This is a genomic window from Pedobacter sp. 10L46_2, from assembly GCF_056395165.1.
Genome location: NZ_JBFTIZ010000303.1, coordinates 1 through 5,035, shown reverse-complemented (window position 1 = coordinate 5,035; position 5,035 = coordinate 1). Strand labels below are relative to the sequence as shown.

Sequence of the window (5,035 nt, the reverse complement as noted above, 5' to 3'; positions counted from 1 at the left end):
CTTTTGTACAGGAATGTATAGATCAGTTAGTAAAAGATGGGACTTATCCTGAGTATCGTTGGAACTAGCTAAGCAATAAAAAAGCCCCTTGATAAATTATCAAGGGGCTGTTTATTGCTTAAAAGACTATTTTTTATCGTCTTTTACTTCTTCAAAATCTACATCAGTAACGTTATCGCCACCATCAGCTGACTGAGCGCCATCCTGAGCTTGAGCTCCTTCAGGTTGTGCACCGTCTTGTCCTGATTTATACATCTCTTCTGAAGCTGCATTCCACGCATTTTGCAATTCTGCTTGTGCTGTGTCAATATCAGCAAAGTTTCTTGCAGCATGTGCATCTTTAAGTTTTTTCAAACCTTCTTCAATAGGAGCTTTTTTATCAGCAGATAGTTTTTCTCCAAATTCTTTTAATTGTTTCTCAGTTGAGAAAATTAAAGCATCAGCACCGTTGATTTTTTCTGCTTCTTCTTTAGCAGTTTTATCAGCTTCTGCATTTTTCTCAGCTTCATCTTTCATTCTTTTGATCTCTTCATCAGTTAAACCTGAAGAAGCCTCAATACGAATCTTTTGCTCTTTACCGGTTGCTTTATCTTTAGCACTTACATGCAAGATACCATTTGCATCAATATCAAATGCTACTTCAACTTGAGGAACTCCACGAGGTGCTGGCGGAATACCATCTAATATAAAACGACCAATAGTACGGTTTTGAGCTGCCATAGGACGCTCTCCTTGTAAAATATGGATCTCTACTGAAGGTTGATTATCAGCTGCTGTAGAGAAAGTTTCTGCTTTTTTAGAAGGTATGGTTGTGTTAGCTTCAATTAATTTAGTCATTACACCACCCATTGTTTCAATACCTAAAGAAAGAGGTGTTACATCTAATAACAATACATCTTTAACTTCTCCGGTTAAAACACCACCTTGAATTGCAGCACCAATAGCTACTACCTCATCAGGGTTTACACCTTTAGATGGTTCTTTACCAAAGAAAGCTTTTACTGCTTCCTGGATAGCTGGAATACGTGTAGAACCACCAACTAATATAATCTCATCGATATCACTTGTTTTTAAACCTGCATTTTTCAAAGCTGATTTACAAGGATCAATTGTACGTTTAATTAAATCACCAGCCAATTGCTCGAATTTAGCACGGGTTAATGTTCTTACCAAGTGCTTAGGTCCTGTTGCATCAGCAGTGATGTATGGCAAGTTGATCTCAGTTGAAGTTGTGCTTGAAAGCTCAATTTTGGCTTTTTCAGCAGCTTCTTTAAGACGTTGTAAAGCCATTGGATCCTGGTGAAGATCCATGCCGTTTTCATTTTTAAATTCAGCAGCTAACCACTCGATAATGATATGATCAAAGTCATCACCACCTAGGTGAGTATCACCATCTGTAGATTTTACTTCAAATACACCATCACCTAATTCTAATACAGAAACGTCATGAGTACCACCACCGCAGTCAAACACAACAATTTTCATATCCTTGTGTGCTTTATCTAATCCATAAGCTAAAGCAGCTGCAGTTGGCTCGTTAATAATACGTTTAACAGTTAAACCTGCAATTTCTCCAGCTTCTTTTGTTGCCTGACGTTGAGCGTCATTAAAATAAGCAGGAACAGTAATAACCGCTTCAGTTACTTCATGACCTAAGAAATCTTCTGCAGTTTTTTTCATTTTCTGCAAAATCATCGCAGAAATTTCTTGTGGTGTATATTTACGGTCGTCAATTTCAACCCTTGGAGTATTGTTATCACCTTTAACTACCTTATAAGGTACACGTGATGATTCTTTAGAAACTTCAGCAAAGCTGCTTCCCATAAAGCGCTTTATTGAAGATATTGTTTTTGTTGGGTTAGTAATTGCCTGACGCTTTGCCGGCTCGCCTACTTTACGCTCACCATTTTCTGCAAAAGCAACAATGGAAGGTGTAGTGCGTTTACCCTCGCTGTTGGCTATAACTACAGGTTCGTTACCTTCCATTACGGCTACGCAAGAGTTTGTTGTTCCTAAGTCTATACCAATAATTTTTGACATGCTATTTTATCTATGTTTATGTTTATGAATCTTATTATTTACATCTGTTCAACAAGCAATGTGCCAATAGGGTTTTGGCAGAAAAAATAGTTTTTCTGTAAGATTTTCAATATAAAATTGTCCGAATTACATCATAAAAATGTGACAGTATGACAGAATGCTGTTACATTTCGTCTTTCAAGAGTCTTTCCAAATGATGGTAACCAATTCCGAAATAACTCTTAGTCTGCTGTATCTGAGCTAGTATTTCGGTTTTTCTACTCTTAGCAATCTCTCCTTTTATACCAACAACCAAAACATTTTTTGGAGTATGAACATCCGAAATGAATTCGAATATTTTAGTTTTATAACCAAAATACTCCAGTACCAGTGCCCTGATCCCGTCAGTTATCATTTCTGCCTGGCGCTCCATGAATATTCCATATTTAGTTAAAAAAGAAACATCGTTTTTAGTTTTACCTTTTTCCATTTCTCTTCTGATCTGCTTATGACAGCAAGGTGCAACAACAATTAATTCTGCATTAGTCTTAATTCCTTTATAGATCGCATCATCAGTAGCCGTATCACAAGCATGTAAGGCAATTAACAAATCAATTGAATCAGTATTATAATTATCAATGGTGCCCTCTACAAACCGCAATTGATTAAAGTTCGATTTTTCAGCAATGCTATTGCAGAGCTGTACCATGTCTTCTCTAAATTCAACGCCTACCATATTCACATTTTGATTAAGTACATTATGTAAATAATCATAAAGGGCAAAAGTAAGATACCCCTTACCCGACCCCATGTCCACAACATTTCGGACCTTAGCATCTGGCAGTTCTTTAATCAAAGAACTTAAAATTTCAATATACTGATTAATCTGTCTGTACTTATCCTGAGAATTTTTGAATACATTCCCCTCCTGATCAGTAACCTTTAGCTCTTGTAAATAAGTTTTTCCTGCTGGCTTTATAATTCTCTTCTTCTCTTTATCATGAGACAAACTCGGTTTAATATTAGAAGCATTTTGTCTTTCTCTTAAAGAAATGGTTCCCTTTTTCCCATGCTCTATAATTACTTCTTTATTTGTGGTGAAAAGGGTGCAGATTCTAAAATCATTACTAATCAAATTCTTAATTAGATCAGTGCCATCCTGTATGCTTAGGTTCTTAAATATATCACGGGTTTTATAACGATAATTAAAAGAAAGCATCTCAACTCGCTTAATCTTTACTCTTCGAACATAGATATTCTTAAGTTCTTTTTCATTTCCATGGTAATTCCCTAAAGACGCTTTTAGAAATAGATTTAATGAAATACTTTCTGATAATTGATCCAGAAATAGCTGGATACTAAGTTGATTCGACATGAAATATTATTACAGTACAAAGATAGGTTTTGAAAAGCAAAAAAAAAGTCGGCTCAAATTGAACCGACTCTTATATTCTGACTAGGGAATATTATTCTCCTTTATCTTCTTTTGTTTCTTCAGCAGCTGGTGCTTCTTCTACAACTTCTTCGGCCTTAACCTCTTCGGCTTTAACTTCTTCTGTTTTTGCTGCAGGAGCATCAGATTTTTTAGCTTTGCTTCTACCACGACGAGTAGTTTTCTTTTCAGCTGAATCTGCTTCTTTACCGTACACTTCGTTATAATCAACTAGTTCGATTAACGCCATTTCAGCATTATCACCTAGACGATTGTTTAACTTAATGATCCTAGTGTAACCACCTGGACGGCTAGCAACTTTAGCCGCAACATCACGGAACAATTCAGTAACAGTTTCTTTATCTTGTAAGTAACCGAAAACAATACGACGAGAGTGCGTAGTATCAGTTTTTGATTTTGTAATAAGAGGTTCAACATACATACGCAAAGCTTTTGCTTTTGCTAAAGTTGTCGAGATTCTCTTATGTTTAATTAACGATGAAGCCATGTTAGCCAACATCGCCTTACGATGTGAATCTGTTCTTCCTAAGTGATTTACTTTTCTACCGTGTCTCATTTTTAAATTTATTCAGTGTATACCGTCTCTATGAAATTAATCTGAGGGAATTATACACTATTAACAATATATAATTTATGCTTTTAGCTTATTATTCCTCGTCCAATTTGAACTTAGACAAGTTCATTCCAAAAGATAAACTCTTAGATTTAACAAGCTCTTGTATCTCTGTTAAAGATTTTTTACCGAAGTTTCTGAATTTTAACATATCAGCAACATCATAAGAAACCAAATCAGCTAAAGTACGAATATCAGCTGCTTTTAAGCAGTTCAATGCACGAACTGATAAGTCTAAATCAACTAATTCAGTTTTCAGGATCTTACGCATATGCAAGATTTCCTCATCAACTTCTTTAGTTTCTTCTTTAGCTTGAGATTCTAATACTAAATTCTCATCAGAGAACAACATAAAGTGCTGGATTAAAATCTTAGCAGCTTCTTTTAGCGCCTCTTCAGGATGGATAGATCCATCAGTAGAGATATCTAGTATTAATTTTTCGTAATCTGTTTTTTGTTCAACACGATAGTTTTCAATCGTATATTTTACATTTTTCATTGGAGTGAAAATCGAATCTATCGCTATAACTCCAACTACAGCATCATTAATTTTATTCTCTTCTGCTGGTACATAACCACGTCCTTTATTAATGGTCAATTCCACCTCTAAAGTAACAGATTTCTCCATGTTACAGATAACGAAATCTGGATTAAGAACCTCAAAGTTATTAGAGAATTTAGTAATGTCTCCTGCAGCAAATTGCTCCTGGCCATTTACTACAATAAAAACCTTCTCAGAATCACCTGAATCACCTACTTTTTTAAAACGCACTTGTTTTAAATTAAGGATAATTTCAGTCAAATCCTCTACAACACCTTTCATTGTAGAAAACTCATGAGATACGCCAGAAAAACGAATACTTGTAATGGCATAACCTTCTAAAGAAGAAAGTAATATTCTTCTTAAGGCATTACCAATTGTTACACCGAAACCGGGCTCTAAAGGACGA

The 5,035-nt window shown here is 35.4% G+C and carries 4 protein-coding genes; all 4 read right to left on the bottom strand.

Translation table 11 applies throughout. From position 1 onward, the window contains the following. Positions 1–126 precede the first annotated feature (126 nt). Positions 127–2,040, bottom strand: coding sequence for a molecular chaperone DnaK (dnaK, locus tag AC1DDX_RS23160; RefSeq protein WP_172661510.1), 1,914 nt, complete (start codon positions 2,038–2,040; stop codon positions 127–129). Positions 2,041–2,203: 163 nt separating this feature from the next. Then, positions 2,204–3,394 (bottom strand): class I SAM-dependent methyltransferase, encoded by a 1,191-nt coding sequence (locus AC1DDX_RS23155; protein WP_337717212.1) that lies wholly within the window; start codon positions 3,392–3,394, stop codon positions 2,204–2,206. A gap of 91 nt (positions 3,395–3,485) precedes the next feature. Then, positions 3,486–4,028 (bottom strand): 50S ribosomal protein L17, encoded by a 543-nt coding sequence (gene rplQ / locus AC1DDX_RS23150; RefSeq protein ID WP_172661512.1) that lies wholly within the window; start codon positions 4,026–4,028, stop codon positions 3,486–3,488. Positions 4,029–4,119: 91 nt separating this feature from the next. Next, positions 4,120–5,035: DNA-directed RNA polymerase subunit alpha (locus AC1DDX_RS23145; protein ID WP_477622667.1), on the bottom strand; the 916-nt coding region annotated here is incomplete at its 5' end.